The following is a 16,950-nucleotide window of genomic DNA, read 5'->3' as shown; positions in this document are numbered from 1 at the left end:
TATGGCCGGGCAGGAGGCGCCGCCGGCTCGGGTAGCCTGTGATTGATGACATACCTCCCGGGTCTCAGCCAGCCCGCGCCCCCAACGGTGGTGGCGTGGAGTTCTGACATGACTGCCTACAATTTCGGTCCGGGCCATCCGATGGCACCTGAGCGGATGGACCTGACCGCCCGCCTGGCCGGCAGCCTGGGTTTGTTCGGCCTGGACCACGTGGTGGTGGAAGCGCCCGAAGTGGCGGACGACGCAGCGCTGGAGTCGGTGCATTCCGCAGACTTTGTTGCGGCAGTCCGCAGGGTCAGCGCCAATCCCGGCGAGCCCGATGAGGCCCGCGGGTTGGGCACGGAGGACGATCCCGCCTTCGCGGGCATGCATGAGGCGGCAGCCCGGCTGGCCGGCGGTTCGCTGCTGTCTGCTTCGCGAATCCTGGACGGCTCCGCGCTGCACGCGGTTAACTTCGGCGGCGGCATGCACCATGCCGCCCGCGAGCGGGCCAGCGGGTTCTGTATCTATAACGACGCTGCACTCGCCGTGCAGAGGCTGCTCGACGGCGGCATCAGCAAGGTGGCGTATATCGACGTCGACGCCCACCACGGGGACGGGACGGAGAGCATCTTCTGGAATGATCCCCGTGTGCTCACCATTTCGCTCCACGAGAGCGGCCTTACGCTCTTCCCCGGGACGGGATTCGCCAATGAGATCGGCGGTCCGCAGGCCGAGGGGACGGCGGTGAATGTCGCCCTGCCGTCAGGGACGGGGGATGCCGGCTGGCTTCGCGCCTTCCACGCGGTGGTGCCGCAGCTGGTGGCCGCTTTCCAGCCGGAGGTTATCGTCAGCCAGCACGGGTGCGACTCCCACCGCACGGACCCGCTGACGCACCTCAACCTCAGCGTTGACGGGCAGCGGGAGGCCGCATCCGCCGTCGGCAGCCTCGCCGCCCGCCACTGCGGCAACCGCTGGATCGCCACCGGTGGCGGCGGGTACAACGTTACTGACGTGGTCCCGCGGTCCTGGAGTCACCTGATTGCCATCGCGTCCGGGCGGCCCGTGCCGCTGCGTACGCCCGTCCCGGAGAACTGGCGTGCCTATGTCCTGGCCAAGTTCGGCAGGGACGCCCCCCTCCTGATGGGCGACGACGTGGAACTGTGGTGGCGGTCCTGGGAAGTGGGCTTTGACCCCAACGATGCCGTGGACAGGACCGTCATGGCCACGCGGAAGGCAGTCTTCCCGCTCCACGGGCTGGACCCTTGGTTCGACTGACTGCCGGGTCAGTCAGCTGCTGGGCTTCTCCGTCTGGAACACCACCCCGGCGGCGCCGATGAGCCAGTCCAGGAGGGACAAAGCGAACGCGCCGATCACGTCCGTTGAAGCCGTCCCCTTGGCCAGCCAGAGCAGCAGGACAGCCAGGCCCGCGGCGAGGTAGACCAGGATTGTTGCCATGATCCGCCCGGACAGCCTGGCCGTGACCTCGGCAGGATTGAAGGCCGCGGGCCTGCCCGGCTCCCGCTGGAGCTCGTCCCGACGGACCTCGGCGATGGATCCCAGGGCCGACGCGCAGCAGCACCGCGCCCCAGACTGCCGCGAAAAGGCCCAGGAACACGAACGCGATGACATTGAACAGTTGCTGGCGAAGGAACTCCATCACCGTCCACCCTCAAGCCGCGGCGGCCGCCGCGCGGGAATCCGGGCAGAAGTGACACCGTTCCAGCACTGCCGGGAAACCTGGGCAATGGTGACGTCTGCAGGCCGAAATAGTTGATGCCTTTCGGCGTATATGTCGCTAGGGTGGGAGGCATGGTGACAGACGACGTATTTGCCGTCATAGCGGAATCGACCCGGCGGGACATCCTGCTCTCCCTCCGTTCCGGAGACAAGGCCGTGGGCGAACTGGTGGAGGAACTGGCGGCAAGCCAGCCCACCATTTCCAAGCACCTCAAAGTCCTTCGCGAAGCGCAGCTGGTGAGCATGAGGGCGCAGGGCCAGAAGCGTTACTACGCGCTGAACCGTAAGCCGCTGGAGGGGATTGCCAGCTGGCTGGAAACGCTCGACGTCGGTTGCGCGGTACCGGCCGCAGCCGCTGATGCCGGACAGGCCGAACCTGCGCCTGCGCAAGCCAGGAAGGCGGCAGCTGCACACAAGGAGGCCGCGACCGCCGGCGCAGTAGCGGCCGAGGCCGTGTCCGCCGGAGTCCTGGCGAGGGACGGTGCAGACCTGAGCCCCGCCGTCGTGATTCCCGGCGGAACCACAGCGCCGCTGAGTGATGACAGCGTGCCCCAGCAGATCGGCAGGACCGTGGGCCGCGCCGCCACCAAGGCCGCGGACCTCCTCGCCAACCTCCCCAACCTGCCGAAGTTCGGCCGCAAGAAATAGCTCCTCACCCCAACTAGGTAGCGCCAAGTGTCGTTTTGACCCCTCAAAACGACACTTGGCGCTACCTAGTTGGGTGGCCGCTTAGTTGCTGAGCAGCCGGACGTGGTCCGGGGTCAGCTCGGAGATCTTACTGACGCCCAGCAGGGCCATGGTGCGGGCCATGTCCTTTTCGAGGATCTGCAGGGTGCGGTCAACGCCCGCCCGGCCACCGGCCATCAGGCCGTACAGGTAAGCGCGGCCGATCAGCGTGAAGTCGGCGCCAAGGGCGAGGGCCGCCACAATGTCGGCGCCGCTCATGATGCCGGTGTCCAGCATGATCGCCGCATCCGTGTGGTCCTTGGTGAAGGCTTCCTTGACCTCAGGGAGCAGGTGGAACGGGATGGGAGCCCGGTCCAGCTGGCGGCCGCCGTGGTTGGACAGGATGATGCCGTCCGCTCCATGGTCAACAACCCGGCGGGCGTCCTCCACGGTCTGGATGCCCTTGACCACCAGGTTGCCCTTCCAGGTTTCCCGCAGCCAGTCCAGGTCCTCGAAGGTGAGGGTGGGGTCGAACATGGAGTTGATCAGGTCCGCCACGGTGCCGGTGTAGCGGGACAGGGAAGCGAAAGTCAGCGGCTCATGCGTGAGGAAGTTGAACCACCAGGCGGGCCGGTAGGACGCATCCAGGACAGTCTTGATGGTCAGCGCCGGCGGGATGGTCATGCCGTTGCGGACGTCGCGGAGGCGGGCACCGGCGACGGCGGTGTCCACGGTGACCATCAGGGTGTCGTTGCCCGCCTTGGCGGCGCGCTCGATCAGTTCCAGGGAGCGGTCGCGGTCCGTCCACAGGTAAAGCTGGAACCAGTTGCGGCCGTTCGGTGCGGCGGCGGCAACGTCCTCGATGGACGCGGTGCCCATGGTAGACAGCGTGTAGGGGATGCCGGCCGCCTCGGCTGCCTGCGAACCGGCGTACTCGCCCTCGGACTGCATCATCCGCGTGAAGCCGGTGGGTGCGATCCCCACCGGAAGGCGGGACGGCTTGCCCAGGATGTCGGTGCTGAGGTCGATTGCGGAGACGTTCCGCAGGATGCCGGGCCGGAATTCGATGTCCAGGAAGGCCTGGCGTGCACGCCGAAGGGTGATTTCCCCTTCGGCGGCGCCGTCCGTGTAGTCAAAGGGCGCCTGCGGGGTCCGGCGCTTTGCGATGTCCCGCAGCTCCCAGATTGTGCTGGCCCGCTTGAGCCGGGCCTCCTTGCTGAATTCGGGCTTCTTGAACTGCATCAGCGGAGCGAGGTCCGAGTACTTCGGGATGCGGCGCTTCAGCGCGGCCGGCACGGCAGCTGCAGCCGGTGCTGCAGCCGATTCCTGTGCAGTGGACGGGGCCGGCGCGGCTGAGGCCGGAATGTCAGTCGCGTCCGGTGCGGGAGTTGCTTCCGGATTGTTGGGCTGGATGGTGTGGGTCATGGCGTCCTCCATTGGGCCGGCAGGTCCGCGTCCGGGACCTCCTGTGGTCTAACCACACTGTAGGCCATGTGGTCCAACCACATCAAGTACCATTGCCCTATGCGGACGCACCAGCTTGTTTTGTCGTGGATCGAAAATGAGCTTTCGGAGGGCAGGCTGACCGTGGGCGGCCGCCTTCCGGCCGAGCGCACGCTTGCGGAACAGCTGAAGGTGTCCCGAACGTCCGTGCGGGAGGCCATCCGGATCCTTGAGGCGATGGGCGTGGTCCGGGCCGGGGTGGGCTCGGGTCCGGAGGCCGGCACGGTGGTCATTTCGGATCCGACGGCGGCCCTCGGCTCTGCCCTGCGGCTGCACGTTGCAACCCAGCACCTTCCGGTGGCGGACATCGTGGAAACCCGGGTGCTCCTGGAGTCCTGGGCGGCGTCGAAAGCCAGGCCGGACGCGCCGGAGCTGGAGGCGGCCGCTGCCTTACTGGAGCAGATGGCCGCGGAAGGGCTTACCGTTGACGAGTTCCTTGCGCTGGACGTCCGGTTCCACCTGGCCCTGGCCGATGCCGCCGGCAATGCCGTAGTGAGCGCCATGATGGGATCGTTGCGCGAATCCATCCAGAGCTATGCCGCCCAAATCACCTCCAACCTTCCCGACTGGGAGGACACGGCGTCGCGGCTGAAGTCGGAGCACCGCGGCATCCTCGCGGCCATCAGGAATGACGACGGCGAACGCGCGGCAAGGCTCGTTGCGGCCCACATCGAGGGCTACTACAAGGAAGCGGGACTGGATCCGGCGGGGGCCCGGCCGGCCCCCTGAACGGATGTCAGCCGTGCACCGCGGTGCGGGCGGCCTTGGCCGGGCCGGTACTGGCCCGCACTTCGAGCCTCGGCTGGTAGTGGCTGCCGGGAGCCTGGCTCTGTTCGTTCCGGATGAGGGCCCGCAGCTGGTGCCATGCCTCCGCCCCCAGCTCGGTGATGGGAACCGCTGCCGTGGTGAGTGTCGGCGTCGTGTATTTGGCGAAGGGTATGTCATCGAACCCGGTGACGGAGATGTCGCCGGGAACGTCAAGGCCGCGCTCGTGCAGCCCGCTCATCAGGCCCATGGCCACCAGGTCGTTGAAGGCCAGGATCCCGGTGGCACCGCTCTCCAGCACTGCGTCCACTGCCCCATGGCCGGTGTCGAAGTCGGAGCCGCCTTCAAGCATGGTGACCTCGACGTGCGGATGGGCGGTCTTGAACGCCTCCAGGCCCTGGAGCCTGAGGTCGTTGGAGGCACTGCGGGGAGGCCCTGACAGGAAAGCTAGGCGCGTATGCCCGAGCTCCACCAGATGGTCGGCGATGTCCTGCACGCCCTGGCTGTAGTCCACCACCAGGCTGGGAACATCCGCCGCTGCTGTGGTGCGGTTTATCAGCACCAGCGGGCGCAGCGACGGGGCAAGCTCTTCCAGCTCGGCGTCGCTCATGCGTGGAGCGCACAGGACCAGGCCATCGCAGCGCCGGCGAGCCTCACCCGCAAGGATGGACTCCTCGCTGGAGACTTCAAAGGAGTCGGCGATGAGGACGCGGTAGCCGTCCTGGGCGGCCGCCCGGCTCAGGCCGCGGAGGATGGCCTGGAAGGTGGGGTTGGCCAGGTCCGGCACCACGATGCCGATGGTGTCGGTCTTGCCGAGCGCCAGGCTTCGTCCCACCGGGTTGGGCTGGTACTTCAGTTCAGCAGCAGCGGCCCTCACCCGGGCGGCGATCTCAGGGTCAACAGTGAAATTGCCGTTCATGACGCGCGAAACCGTGGCGTGCGAGACGCCCGCCTTGAGGGCAACATCCGCGATGCCGATCCGGCCGGAAGCCGATTTCCTGACCATAAGTGGCCCCTTCCTTCGCGCCGGAGCCGGCAGGGCCGGGCGCAGTCCGCTGGCAGGGGGACCCGGCCAACTCCTTGTCGACGTCCTGGTCAAAGCACATCGTGAGTGAAAGCATATAACGGGAGGGGGAAAACGATTTCTCTTGGTTTCCCGAAATTTCCCACCCGGTTTTCCCGGGTTTTCCAGTGCTGGGGCTGCACTCTGGCGGAAAGCGTTTTCTGCCAGTGCTGTCAGTGGTTGACGGATGGACGGTCCGGTTGATACAAATCTTATAGCAAACCGGGAAAGCGTTTTCTCACACGCCCTTCAGCATGAACCGGATCTACACGCAACAACGGCCCAGCGGGCCGGACCTAAGCCTTCGAAAGGGACCCTCATGGTCAACACAGCCGAGTCGACTTCTGCTTCAGAGGCCCGGCCCGAGTCCACGGACGGCCTGCACGCTGTTCCCGGCGCCCCGGCCGCTCCCGCCCGCCAGGGCGGCAAGGCCCGCATCGCCCTGATCGGCACCGGGGGCCGCTCCGAGATGTACATCCGCGCGATCTTCGGCAAGCATGCGGGCACTGCGGAGCTCGTGGCGTTCTCCGACGTCAACCCGGGCAGGGTGGAGTTCTACCAGAAGCTCATCCAGGAACTGGGAGCTCCGGGACCCGTTGCGTCCTTTGACCCGGCGGACCTCACGGCCTTCATCCAGGCCAACAACATTGACCGCGTCATTGTCACCACGCCGGACTACACGCACGCGGATTACATCGTGGAGGGCCTGCGCGCCGGGGCGGACGTCGTCGTCGAAAAACCCCTCACCATTGACGCTGAGGGCTGCCGCCGCATCACCCAGGCCGTGCATGAGACCGGCCGGAACGTTGTGGTCACGTTCAACTACCGCTACTCGCCGCGCAACAGCGCGTTGAAGGAGGTCATCCAGAGCGGCGTGATCGGCAAGGTAACGTCCATCGACTTCAGCTGGGTCCTGGACACGGTCCACGGTGCGGACTACTTCCGCCGCTGGCACCGCGAAAAGAAGAACTCCGGCGGCCTGCTGATCCACAAGGCGTCCCACCACTTCGACCTGGTCAACTGGTGGATCGACGACGTCCCGGAGCGGGTCTTCGCGTCCGGCGGGCTGAAGTTCTACGGTGACAGGAACGCCGCCGAGCGCGGCCTGGGCCCCCGTCCGGAGCGTGGAACGCCCGACGCCGATGCTTCCGCCGCCCGAACAAGCACCGGCGCAAAGGACCCCTTCGCGCTGGACCTGCGGGAGGACGAGCGGCTCAAGGCGCTGTTCCTGGACAACGAGCACTACGACGGCTACCGCCGCGACCAGGACGTCTTCACCGGCGGCATCACCATCGAGGACAACCTCGCGCTGGTGGTGGAGTACCAGGGCGGCCCCCGCCTGAGCTACTCGCTGAACGCCCACAGCCCGTGGGAGGGCTACCGCGTCGCTGTCAACGGCACGGAAGGCCGAGCCGAGCTTGAGGTCGTGGAACGCGCCGCCGTGCTTCACAGCACGGACAAAAAGACCGTCGTGGATCCCAGCGCCACCCCGGTGGAGGAAGAAGACGCCATCCGCCGCAACGGGGAACGCCTGGTGGTCCAGCGCCACTGGGAAGCAGCCTACGAGGTGCCCATCGTCAACGGCGAGGGCGGCCACGGCGGCGGGGACGAGCTTCTCCTCTCGGACCTGTTCAACGGCCCGGGCGAGGACCCGCTGGGACGCCCCTCCGGCTACCTGGACGGGCTGAGGTCTGTGTCAGTCGGCATCGCCGGCAACCGCTCCCTCGAGACCTCTTTACCCGTGCGCATCGAGGACCTGGACCTCGGCGTCGACCTTCGCCGCGGCAAGTGACCGGCCTGAGAACCTGAAGGAACAACCATGAGCAGGATCTTTGTCACCGGCGGCTCCGGCCGGCTGGGACGCAGCGTGGTGGCCGGGCTCGCCGGGAAAGGCCACCACGTCATCTCCGTGGACCGCGACGCCGTCCACGCGGACCAGCTTCCCGCCGGGGTGGTACAGGAAACCGCCGACCTTCTTGCGCCGGGGGAGGCTCTGCGCCTCCTCCGGGAAACCACGCCCGACGCCGTCATCCACCTTGCGGCGATCGCGGTGCCTTTCAGCGCGCCCGAGGACGTCATCTTCGCTACGAACACACGCCTCGCCTTCGCCGTGGTCAGCGCCGCGACGGAAGTGGGCGTACCGAAGATCGTCACCGCCAGCAGCCCCACCGTGCTGGGCTACGGCTCACCTGCGGGCTGGCTGCCGCCGTCATTCCCGCTGGATGAGCGGACGCCGCCGAAGCCTTGGAACGCGTACGCGCTGTCCAAGCTCATCGCGGAGCAAACCGTCCAGGCCTTCGCGGCAGCCCAGGGCGGAAAGATCCGCTATGCGGCGTTCCGCCCCTGCTACGTGATCTCCCCGGAGGAGTGGAACGGCGCACCCACCCAGCAGGGCCACACCCTTGCAGAACGGCTGGCCGACCCCGCCCTCTCCGCCCCCGCCCTGTTCAACTACGTGGACGCCCGGGACGTGGCGGACTTCCTCGACCTGCTGCTGGAAAAGATGCCGTCCATCCCCAACGGGGAAACCTTCTTCGTCGGAGCCGCTGACGCCCTCGCCACCGCGCCCCTGGCCGAACTGATGCCAAAATTCCTGCCCGGAAGCGAAGTCCTCAGCGCTGGGCTCACCGGCACCAGCCCGGCCTTCTCCATCGCCAAAGCACAGGAACTCCTGGGCTGGCACCCCGCGCGCAGTTGGCGCACGGAACTCAAGTCCCGTTCCACCCTCAACGACGAGAACTCCGCGCTGGTCAGCACCGGCGGCGGAGCCAAGGAGACACCATGAAATTCGACGGCGTACTGTTCTTCCCCGTCACCCCGTTCACAGCCGTTGGTGCCGTCGACGTGGAACTGCTCAAGGAACACATCAGCTCGCGGCTTCCGTTCGGGCCGGGCGGCGTCTTCCCCGCCTGCGGCACCGGCGAATTCCACGCCCTCAGCATCGACGAGGTCCGCACCGTGGTGGCAGCCGCCGTCGAGGTTGTTGCCGGAAAGGTGCCCGTAGTCTCAGGAGCCGGCGGTCCGCTGGGCCATGCCCTCGCCGCCGCCCGCGCTGCCGAAGAAGCCGGTGCGGACGCCCTCCTGGTGCTGCCGCCGTACCTGGTCACCGGACCCACCGACGGTCTGGTTGCCTATATCGAGGCCGTGGCCAACGCCAGCAGCCTGCCGGTGATCGTGTACCACCGCGGCAACGCCAGGTTCACGGCAGCTTCCATGGCTCGGCTGGCCGCCAACCCCAAGGTCATCGGCTTCAAGGACGGGCTCGGCGACGTTGGCCTGGCCCAGGAAATCGTGTCCGCGGTCCGTGCCGCGGGACGCCAGGACTTTGCGTTCTTCAACGGCCTGCTGACCGCCGAACTGACCCAGGGCGCCTACCGCGGGATGGGGATCCCGCTGTACTCCTCGGCCGTCTTCGCCATGGCGCCGGAGATCGCCACGGCCTATTACGACGCATACATCTCTGGCGACGAGGACCGCCGTAACGCCCTGCTGGAAGGCTTCTATGCGCCGCTGGTCCGGCTCCGCGACCAGACTCCGGGCTTCGGCGTTTCGCTGATCAAGGCAGGCCTGCGCCTGGGCGGCCTGGCGGTGGGTTCCGTCCGCCCGCCGCTGGTTGACCCCACCGAGGAACAGTTGGTCCAGCTCAAGGCCATCCTCGCCAAGGGCTACGAGCTGGCCGGCCGCTGATGGGCGCCCCGGCCGCCGCGGCAGTGCGTACCGCACCGCGCATCACGGGCATCTCCACCCGGCTCATCACAGTTCCGCTGCGTCGCAGCTGGGGCGTGGAGGCGCCGGAGAACCACGTAATCGTTACGGAGATCCATACGGACGACGGCGGTGCGGGGCATGGTTTTTCCTGGACGCCCACCATCGGACCCCAGGCGGTTAAGGCACTGCTGGACTACGACATCGCGCCTTTCGTCGCAGGGTTGCCGGCTAATCCGGAGGTGGTTTGGGACGCGCTGTGGAAAAGGCTGCACGAGGCCGGCGGCGGGGGACTGACCACCATCGCGATGGCCGGAGTGGACCTTGCCCTCTGGGACCTGCAGGCCTCCCGCGCCGGAACGTCCGTCACCGGACACCTTGGCCAGCGGCAGGAGTCTGCCGAGGTTTACGGCTCCGGGGTGAACCTGCACTACACCCTTGAGGAGCTCGTAGCCCAGACCGAACGGTGGGTCGCGGCAGGGCACCGGGCGGTGAAGATCAAGGTTGGCAAGCCTGATCTCCGCGAGGACGCCGAACGTGTTGCCGCGGTCCGCTCGGTGCTGGGGCCGGACCGGAAGCTCATGATCGACGCGAACCAGCGCTGGGACCTGCCCGCCACTTTCCGCGCCCTCGACGTCCTGTCCGAATTCGGGCTGGAGTGGCTCGAGGAACCCCTCCGGGCGGACGATCTCTGGGCTTACCGGCGGCTCCGCAAGCATTCACCGGTGCCGATTGCCCTTGGCGAAAACCTGCACACCATCTACCGGTTCCGCGATTTCATTGAGGCGGAAGCGGTGGACATCATCCAGCCCAACATCATCCGGGTGGGAGGCATCACCCCGTTCCGGCGGATCGTTGTGCTTGCACGGACCAACAGCATCAAGGTCATGCCGCACCTGCTTCCGGAGTTGTCCGGGCAGCTGGCCCTGACGCTCGCGGAGCCCACCATGGTGGAGGACGTCGAAGAGGCATCCTTCGAACAGCTGGGGATCCTGGCCGGCCCGTCGCCGGTCCGGTTCAGCAGCAGCAGGGTGACGCTCACAGGCCAGCCGGGGCTCGGCTTCAGGTTCACTGACAACCCGCAGACCTAAATCACGACGAACAGGATCCCAGTGACTACTGCAACCCTTTCCCTTAACGAGCTGACAGCCGCGGCCACGGATGCGGCCAGGATCTCGGCGGCTGCCTCCGACGCCCGGCGCGCTGGCTGGCTCAACGCTGTGGCCGATGCTTTGGACGCCAACGCGGCCGAGCTCGTTGCGATCGCTGATTCCGAGACCAGCCTGGGCGCAGCCCGCCTCACCGGCGAAGTGGCACGCACCACCGGGCAGCTGCGCCTCTTCGCCCGCGTGGTCACCGAGGGCTCCTACCTCGAAGCGGTCATCGACCACGCGGATCCGGCTGCCACCCCGCCCAGGCCGGACCTGCGCAGGATCCTCAAACCCATCGGCCCCGTGGCGGTCTTCTCGGCGTCGAACTTCCCGTTCGCCTTTTCGGTGGCCGGCGGCGACACCGCATCCGCCCTCGCGGTCGGCTGCCCTGTGATCGTCAAGGCGCACTCAGGCCACCTGCGTCTGTCCGAGCGGACGGCGGAGATCGTGGCGGACGCGCTTCGCGGCGCGGGCGCCCCGGACGGCCTGTTCGCCCTGGTCAGCGGCCGTGAAGTGGGAACAGCCCTGGTCCAGGATCCTGCCATCAAGGCCGTCGGCTTCACGGGCTCCATCCCCGGCGGCCGGGCGCTGTTCGACCTTGCCACGTCCCGTCCCGAACCCATCCCGTTCTACGGCGAACTGGGCAGCCTCAACCCTGTAGTGGTCACGGAGGGGGCGCTGGCCGAACGCCCGGACCAGCTCGCTGCCGGGCTTGCAGGCTCCTTCACTCTGGGCGCCGGACAGTTCTGCACCAAGCCCGGACTGGTGTTCATACCGGCCGGCACGGATTTCGCAGCCAGGGTGGCGGAGGCCAGCGAGGACAAGCCGGCCCTGGGCATGCTCACCAGCAGGATCGCCGAGGCTTATCCGGACGGCCTGCGCGGCTTCGCGTCCGTGGAGGGCGTTGAGGTGGTCAGCGGCAGCGTGGACCAGGATGCTGTGGCCAACGGGGCAGCGCCGGTGGTCTTTTCCACCACCGCTGCCAGGGTCCTGGAGAGTCCCGGGGAACTGCTGGAGGAGTGCTTCGGCCCCACCACCATGCTGATCGAATTCGCGGACCAGGAGGAGCTGTCCGCAGCCCTGGCCAAAGTGCCGGGCAGCCTGACCGCCACGGTGCACGCCCAACCGAAGGAGGACATCTCCGCGCTTGTGGAGCAGCTGTCCGGACTCGCAGGCCGCGTCCTCTTCGACGGCTGGCCTACCGGAGTGGCCGTCAACTGGGCGCAGCAGCACGGCGGCCCCTACCCGGCCACCACCTCGCTGTTCACCTCGGTGGGCGCGACGGCGGTCCGCCGGTTCCAGCGTCCGGTTGCCTACCAGGATGCGCCTGAAGCGGTCCTGCACCCGGCGCTGCTCGAGAGTAACCCGCTGGGCATCCCGCGCCGGGTGGACGGCGAACTCGTACTACCCTGACAACCCTCTCTCACTTAATGTGGGCTTATCCAACACGCTCTTCCACTTGATGTCGGTTTAACCAAAACGCTCTATCAGTTGTTGCCGGTACTACGGCTTCAACTGATAGAGCGTTTTGGGTTTTGCTGCAGGAACTGATCGAGCGTTGTGGCTAGAGCTGGAGGGTGGCCGGCCGCCCTAGTCCGTTGACCGCCGTCGAGGGCCAGCGGGGGTCGACCGTCAGGACCTGCAAGCCCGTTCCGGTGAGCTGGACCGTGTCCTCGATCTTGACGCCGGGCCCGGACGGGTTCCAGGTAAAAGCCTGGTCCAGGACCACTGTGTCCGTTGCGGCGGCAGTAACCCGCGGGTCGCGGCCCGCGTAGCCGGCGGGACCGCCCTGGTGGTGCTGCTCCCATTGGTCGGCGCCGAAGCCGTGCCGGGCGTAGGCGGCCTGGATCTCGGTGAAAATCCGGTCCAGCCGGGCCCCGGGGACCGTGGCGTCGAAGATGTCTGCTTCCACTGCGGCGATGCGCGCCTCGGCGTCGCGCTCTTCCGCCGTGCCGGCGTCGAACCTTACCCAGCGGGTGATGTTGGCAACCAGGCCGTCCCGACGGGCGCACACGACGGCCATTGCGCGCCGGCCCAGCGGTGAGTGCGTGGCCAGCGGGTGCCGGAACCCGCTGCGGCTGCTACCGTTGCACAGCAGGACCAGGGGCTCCGCGCCGGCGGCGACAACCCGGCCGGCCAGGGCGGACACCAGCTCGAACTCCGTGGTCTCCGGCCGGGCCGTGGAGAGGACGTCCGTCATGATCACCGCAACCTCGGCGCTAAGCCGTGCGTAACGTGCGCTCTCGGCCGGGAGCAGCTGCTGGCGGGCCGCGCGCAGCTCCGCCGCCACCTCCGCTTCGGCCAGCGGTGCTGTGCCACGCCCGGCTGGGCCGCCTTGGGCGGCAGTTCCAGCCGAGCCAGTACGTCCGACGGCGGCGGCGGCCTCGTGCAGGTTGCCGTACCAGGGCACGGAGTGCAGGGCGACGCCGGCAGGCAGCTCCTCGGCGGCGATCCGGCCGGCCTCATTGTTGAAGGTGACGAGGTGGTCGCCTCCGCGGTCCACCAGGAGGGCGGCGATCGGATCGCCGGCCAGGCTGATGTGCACCCGGCTGCCGTCCAGGTACCACGTCAGCGCGGTGTTGGTGGTCAGAAGCAGTGACTCCTGTCCCTTGGCTTCAAGGATGTCCAGCACGCGCCGGCGTTTAATGGCGCGGTCAGTCGCGGAGGCCGGGGCCGTCCTGCCCGGATGCAGCGTCCTGTCGGCTGTGGTCTGGCTCATGGACGGTTCCCCTGCTGGTTGATGAGTGCTTCGATGTCGGTGGTGTCCAGGATCCCGTCTGCTACGAAAACGGTGATGCTGCGCTGGACCGGACGGCCCGGTTCGGCGATGACCGGGGTGTCCCAGGCGAGGGACCGGCCAACGCCCGGGTAGCCGTCCACGCGGACGAACCACGGGTCGGTGGAGCCCTCAGCGGCCACGAAGACGAGCGTGGCGCTGCCGGCGGGCGCCCCGGCGGCCGGGCCTCCGGCGGCTGGTCCTCCGCCAACTGGTGTGCCGCCGTCGAACTTTCCGGCCCAGGCGAGCCACGGCGTGACTGAACCGTGCGCCCCGGACTCGCCGGAGCCGCCGGATGTCCATACGGTGGCGCCTTCGCAGGCGGGCAGCCGCCAGAAGAACCCGCCGTAACCGCCTTCGGGGCGGCCGTTGGAGCCGGGGCTGCCGAGGCTGACGGGCTGGCCGCCCGCAGGGGAGAGGGCGAAGTCCAGGGATATCTGCCAGATGGACGGGCTGACGCCGGACCAGGTCCAGGTGCGGTCTTCGACAAGCACCGGCGCGCCGTCGGGACCGTTCCAGGCCAGGATTTCCTGCAGCCTGCCGCCCCGGGCTCCCGTGAGGGCAGCTGTTTCTTCAACGAGGGTGTCCCGGACCGTGATGCTGCCGTGGTCCGGGCGCCAGACGTACTGGCCGGCTTCACGGGTGTAGGTGCGGCCGCCCCAGAAGTTGATGCCGTCCACGTCCTGCAGCGCCACCCCGACGCCGAGATGCCACACGTGGTCCAGCGGCTGGTGGTCCGTCACCACCGTGCCCGCCAGGGTCCGGACGGGATGCAGGTAGGGGCGCGGCGAGGACACCGCCCGGATCCGGCTCCCGTCCTGGTACCCGGCAACGGCCTGGTGGTCCACAGTGAGTGTGCGGGCCGGCGGCAGGTCCCGGGCCCAGGGAACACCCAGCTCGGCAAAGGTGGCCTGCGCCGCGAGCGCCCGTTCGATGACGGCCGCGATGCGGTGAACCACGGGGTGGGCGTCGTCGCCTTCGCCCTCCCAGGTGACATGTTCCGGCGGGATGGGCTGTGGCAAGGGGGCTGTCCGGATGGCTTCCAGCACTGTGGTGAAGGCGCCGGTGTCCGCCAGCGAACACAGCAGGGGAGTACCCGTGGAGCGCGCAGCCAACAGGTTCTCCAGCAGGTCCGTGCGGCCGAACGTCTCCCGGCGCTCGCCGTCCGCGGTGCTGGTGACCACCTCGTCCTCGGTGTAGAAGAAGGTGATCTCGCCCCGGGTGCCGTGCACCGTCACGGACGGGTTCCGCTGCTCCGGCGCACACAGCGTCAATCCGCAGATGAGGGTGGTTCCGGTGGCCGTTCGCACGCGGAGGACGGAGGTGTCATCGCTCTCGGTATCGTGTGCCCGGTACAGGTCCGTCTCCACCGATTTCACGTCCGCCAGGGTGTGCGCCCCGGCCATGTGGAGCGCAGTGGCCACGGCGTGGGCCAGGGCGTTGGTTGCCACCCCGTCCACCACGTCGATGCCGTCCAGGCTGCGCTTTCCGGCCCAGCGGGAGCGCTTGAAGTACGCCTTGCTGCGCACCCATTCGCCCCTTGCGCTCACGCCGAGGACGTCACCGATGCCCCCTGATTCGACGTGCGCCCGGATGGCGGGAAGCGCGTGGGAGCCGAGGCTCTGGAACCCCACCTGGACCAGTCGTCCCGCAGTTTCGGCTGCTGCCAACACTTCCCGGAACTGGGCCAGCGAGGCCACCGGCGGCTTTTCCACATAGACGTCCTTGCCCGCTGACAGGGCTGCCAGGGCCAGGGGAGCATGGGTCTGGATGGGGGTGGCGAGGATAACGACGTCGATGCCCGGGTCTGCTGCCAGCAGCTGGGCCAGGTCGTCGAAGACAGCTACGGATTCCGCAAGCCGTCCAGGGGCGGGCGGGTTGGGATCCGCGACGGCGACGAGTTCCACGGTGCCGGCCTGTTCGAGCCTGGCGAGATTGGCAAGGTGTTGTTCGCCGAAGCCGTGCACGCCCACCAGGGCGATGCGCTGGACGCTTGCGGGGACGGCACCTCCCTTGGCGATGCGGCCGGGTTCCGCTGTTGCGGATTGATCGATCATGAGCAGGGTCCTTGGTAGCTGAAGGGAGGAAGGGTATTAAGATCATTGGCGCCGAGCGAGGCAGACAGGAAATCGATCGCTTCCCGCTGCATGCCGGCGGTGAAGATGTGGCCCCCCGGCCAGAAGCTCCCGGTGTAGCTTTCGGGGCTGTGCAGGGACTCCAGTATGCGGTGTGCGCCGCGCATGCCGTCTTCGGGGAAGAGCTGGTCCGCAAGCGCGTACTGCACCAGCAGGCGGCTGGCCCCGGCCCTCGCGGTGAGTTCCGGCCAGTCACCCAGCCTCCAGAGCCCCGGAGTCTGCAGCAGCCATGAATGGGCGTCGAGGTAGGCGGGCAGAAGCGCCTGGAAGGTGGTCATCATGCACGTCACCACGTAGCTCTTGATGCGGTGGCTCAGCACGGCGAGGGCAAGGGAACGGCCCCCGCCGCCGGAGAAACCGATGCAGCCGAGCCTTTCCTGGTCTACGTCCGGCAGCGCGGCGAGGATCTCCAGGGCTGCGAGGTCGTCGTGGGCCACCATCCCGGCGAGGCTGGTGCCCAGCAGGCCGGCGGTCCTGGCCAGCGTTTCCTCGTGGAATCCGGCGGCGGCGTTGTACACGTCGGCCCCGGAAGGTACGACGCCGTCCTGCCGCCACTGTGCCTGCCGCGCCTCCAGCGCGGCGGCCGTCCGCCAGGGCGGAACCGATAAGTCAAAACGGCGGCTGCCCCAGCCGAACGTGTCGTGGGCCAGGACGGCGAAACCGGCGCGGGCCAGGTCCGTGGCCAGGGCGCGGCCGTCGTAGTGGCTGGCCCGGGCGTTTTCTGCGGAGGGATGGGACTCGGGGAGTTCCACCAGCCGGTCCGCGCCGCCGAACTTGTTGCCGCCGTGGCAGTGCAGCGCCAGGATGCCGGGCACCGGCCCGGACGCGCCCGCCGGGCGGATCAGCCAGCCCGTACTGCGGGGGCCGAAGCCCAGCTGCCAGCCGAGCTGGGAGGTGGTGACGCCGTCGTGCGTCTCCTCCCCATGGACGGTCACGTCAGGTGAGGGAAGCGCCCCCGGCACGCCGAGGGCGTCCGCAAGTTCCTGGGCTGCAGCGGTGGCAGCGTGGTAACGGGCGTGCTGCTGAACATAGGCAGGCCAGTCTCCGTAGCCGGCGATGGCGCTGGGCCGGGTCGGCTGGCCCGTATCAGTCATGGGCATGCCTCCTGTTCGGACGTTTTCTGATGGCGGGATCGACAGTGGCCCAGGCCCGGTTGGGGTCGACCCTGGGATGGGGCCCGTTGGCGCCGTCATGGGCCGGCATCTTCCCGAACAGTACATCCGGGCTGAAAGGGTTTCTTGAGGCGTAACCGCACTGTGCTGCCCCCTAAGACCTTGTGCTTCTTCGTAGTGGCGGGTCAAGCGGAAAGCGTTTTCTCAAAAACTAACAAAGGGCTATACACAAGTCAAGAAAACGTTTACTTTGGTACGGAACCGCTTTTGCAACCCCCCATTTCCCGGCGGCGCAAGGCCGCCGACTGCCAGTGCCTCGACGGGGAAGCCGGGCCGCAGGGGAGCGCACAACCGC

15 protein-coding genes are annotated in these 16,950 nt (G+C 68.0%); 9 read left to right on the top strand and 6 right to left on the bottom strand.

What is annotated here, in order from left to right; all coding sequences use genetic code 11:
• The first annotated feature begins 45 nt into the window (after positions 1–45).
• Positions 46–1,257 carry an acetoin utilization protein AcuC gene (locus Q9R30_RS01230; protein WP_104999003.1) on the top strand — a complete coding sequence of 404 codons (1,212 nt, stop codon included), beginning with the start codon at positions 46–48 and terminating at the stop codon, positions 1,255–1,257.
• A 12-nt stretch (positions 1,258–1,269) separates the two neighbouring features.
• On the opposite strand, the gene Q9R30_RS01225 is transcribed toward Q9R30_RS01230, so the two are convergent.
• Positions 1,270–1,437 (bottom strand): hypothetical protein, encoded by a 168-nt coding sequence (locus tag Q9R30_RS01225; protein WP_234005439.1) that lies wholly within the window; start codon positions 1,435–1,437, stop codon positions 1,270–1,272.
• Here Q9R30_RS01225 and Q9R30_RS01220 point away from each other — a divergent pair.
• Both Q9R30_RS01220 and Q9R30_RS01215 read left to right on the top strand, forming a co-directional pair.
• Positions 1,436–1,756 carry a hypothetical protein gene (locus Q9R30_RS01220; RefSeq protein WP_234005438.1) on the top strand — a complete coding sequence of 107 codons (321 nt, stop codon included), beginning with the start codon at positions 1,436–1,438 and terminating at the stop codon, positions 1,754–1,756. The genes Q9R30_RS01225 and Q9R30_RS01220 overlap by 2 nt on opposite strands.
• 35 nt (positions 1,757–1,791) lie before the next feature.
• Positions 1,792–2,367: a helix-turn-helix transcriptional regulator gene (locus Q9R30_RS01215; RefSeq protein WP_104999002.1), complete on the top strand. Its 576-nt coding sequence runs from the start codon at positions 1,792–1,794 to the stop codon at positions 2,365–2,367.
• Positions 2,368–2,448: 81 nt separating this feature from the next.
• On the opposite strand, the gene Q9R30_RS01210 is transcribed toward Q9R30_RS01215, so the two are convergent.
• Positions 2,449–3,810 (bottom strand): alpha-hydroxy acid oxidase, encoded by a 1,362-nt coding sequence (locus Q9R30_RS01210; protein WP_104999848.1) that lies wholly within the window; start codon positions 3,808–3,810, stop codon positions 2,449–2,451.
• 99 nt (positions 3,811–3,909) lie between these two features.
• On the opposite strand from Q9R30_RS01210, the gene Q9R30_RS01205 reads away from it, so the two are divergent.
• Complete coding sequence (locus Q9R30_RS01205) at positions 3,910–4,617, top strand: FadR/GntR family transcriptional regulator (RefSeq protein WP_104999001.1); 708 nt, start codon at positions 3,910–3,912, stop codon at positions 4,615–4,617.
• A 7-nt stretch (positions 4,618–4,624) separates the two neighbouring features.
• Here the strand turns inward: Q9R30_RS01205 and Q9R30_RS01200 are convergent, their stop codons facing one another.
• Positions 4,625–5,659, bottom strand: a complete 1,035-nt coding sequence (locus Q9R30_RS01200; RefSeq protein WP_311216525.1) for a LacI family DNA-binding transcriptional regulator — start codon at positions 5,657–5,659, stop codon at positions 4,625–4,627.
• A gap of 376 nt (positions 5,660–6,035) precedes the next feature.
• On the opposite strand from Q9R30_RS01200, the gene Q9R30_RS01195 reads away from it, so the two are divergent.
• The 5 genes from Q9R30_RS01195 to Q9R30_RS01175 are packed head-to-tail and all read left to right on the top strand — an operon-like array spanning position 6,036 to position 11,985.
• Entirely contained in the window at positions 6,036–7,508 is a 1,473-nt protein-coding gene (locus Q9R30_RS01195; protein WP_311216524.1) for a Gfo/Idh/MocA family oxidoreductase, read from the top strand.
• Between the two features lie 27 nt (positions 7,509–7,535).
• Entirely contained in the window at positions 7,536–8,501 is a 966-nt protein-coding gene (locus Q9R30_RS01190; RefSeq protein ID WP_311216523.1) for an NAD(P)-dependent oxidoreductase, read from the top strand.
• Positions 8,498–9,403, top strand: coding sequence for a 5-dehydro-4-deoxyglucarate dehydratase (locus Q9R30_RS01185; protein ID WP_311216522.1), 906 nt, complete (start codon positions 8,498–8,500; stop codon positions 9,401–9,403). The genes Q9R30_RS01190 and Q9R30_RS01185 overlap by 4 nt, the downstream gene beginning before the upstream one ends.
• Positions 9,403–10,512 carry a mandelate racemase/muconate lactonizing enzyme family protein gene (locus Q9R30_RS01180; RefSeq protein WP_311216521.1) on the top strand — a complete coding sequence of 370 codons (1,110 nt, stop codon included), beginning with the start codon at positions 9,403–9,405 and terminating at the stop codon, positions 10,510–10,512. Before Q9R30_RS01185 ends, Q9R30_RS01180 begins: the two co-directional genes overlap by 1 nt.
• A 21-nt stretch (positions 10,513–10,533) precedes the next feature.
• On the top strand, positions 10,534–11,985 hold the full coding sequence (locus Q9R30_RS01175) for an aldehyde dehydrogenase (NADP(+)) (protein WP_311216520.1): 1,452 nt from the start codon (positions 10,534–10,536) through the stop codon (positions 11,983–11,985).
• Between the two features lie 151 nt (positions 11,986–12,136).
• On the opposite strand, the gene Q9R30_RS01170 is transcribed toward Q9R30_RS01175, so the two are convergent.
• The 3 genes from Q9R30_RS01170 to Q9R30_RS01160 are packed head-to-tail and all read right to left on the bottom strand — an operon-like array spanning position 12,137 to position 16,577.
• A complete protein-coding gene (locus tag Q9R30_RS01170) occupies positions 12,137–13,291 on the bottom strand; it encodes a M24 family metallopeptidase (protein WP_311216519.1) in 1,155 nt (384 codons plus the stop codon).
• On the bottom strand, positions 13,288–15,405 hold the full coding sequence (locus Q9R30_RS01165) for a DUF6807 family protein (protein ID WP_311216518.1): 2,118 nt from the start codon (positions 15,403–15,405) through the stop codon (positions 13,288–13,290). The genes Q9R30_RS01170 and Q9R30_RS01165 overlap by 4 nt, the downstream gene beginning before the upstream one ends.
• On the bottom strand, positions 15,402–16,577 hold the full coding sequence (locus Q9R30_RS01160; RefSeq protein WP_311216517.1) for an acetylxylan esterase: 1,176 nt from the start codon (positions 16,575–16,577) through the stop codon (positions 15,402–15,404). The genes Q9R30_RS01165 and Q9R30_RS01160 overlap by 4 nt, the downstream gene beginning before the upstream one ends.
• Between the last annotated feature and the right edge of the window lie 373 nt (positions 16,578–16,950).

Source organism: Arthrobacter sp. AB6, assembly GCF_031844545.1.
Classification (GTDB): Bacteria; Actinomycetota; Actinomycetes; order Actinomycetales; family Micrococcaceae; genus Arthrobacter.
This window is presented reverse-complemented; position numbering and strand designations above follow the sequence as displayed.